Genomic DNA, 755 nt, shown 5'->3' with positions numbered 1-755 from the left:
GGGTGGTGGTCACCGGGGTCCTCCGGGGTCGAGGGCGTCGCGCAGGGCGTCGCCGAGCAGGTTGAACGCCAGGCAGATGAGCACGATCGCCAGGCCGGGGAACAGCGCCGCGTACGGCGCGCGGAAGATGTACTGCTGCGCGTCGGAGAGCATGATGCCCAGGCTGGGGGTGGGCGGCTGCACCCCCAGCCCCAGGAAGGACAGCAGCGCCTCGCCGATGACGACCGCGGGCATGATGACGGTGGCCTGCACCACCACCGCCGGCAGCGCGTTGGGCAGCACGTGGGTGGCGAGGATCCGCGCGCCCCGGGCGTCCATCGTGCGGGCGGCCAGGACGTAGTCGGCGCCCTTCAGGCGCAGGGTCTCGGCGCGCACGACGCGCACCACCTGCGGCACGTGCGCCACGCCCAGCGCGATCGCCGCGTTGGACAGGCTCGCGCCGCGCACCGCGGCCAGGCCGACGGCCAGCACCAGGAACGGGAACGCCAGCGCCAGGTCGGTCAGCCGGGACACCACGGCGTCCAGGTGCCTCCAGTACCCGGCGGCCATGCCCAGCGCGGTGCCCACCACGACGGACAGGGCCACGGCCAGCACCCCGACCTGCAGCGAGGCGCGCGCGCCGAACAGCACGCGCGAGAGGATGTCGCGGCCCAGGTCGTCGGTGCCCAGCGGGAAGCCCACGGTGCGCGGCTGCTGGAACGGCGTCTCGAAGTGCACCTGGGTGGGCGGGTGCGGCGCCAGCAGCGGGGCCAGCG

The 755-nt window shown here is 75.0% G+C and carries 1 protein-coding gene; it reads right to left on the bottom strand.

Going from position 1 to position 755, the window contains the following annotated elements; genetic code table 11:
* Positions 1-9: 9 nt before the first annotated feature.
* Positions 10-755 (bottom strand): ABC transporter permease (locus GTR00_RS22045; RefSeq protein WP_166613613.1); only part of this gene is annotated, 746 nt, incomplete at its 5' end.

The sequence above is a fragment of the Kineococcus indalonis genome, assembly GCF_009906395.1.
GTDB lineage: Bacteria > Actinomycetota > Actinomycetes > Actinomycetales > Kineococcaceae > Kineococcus > Kineococcus indalonis.
This window is presented reverse-complemented; position numbering and strand designations above follow the sequence as displayed.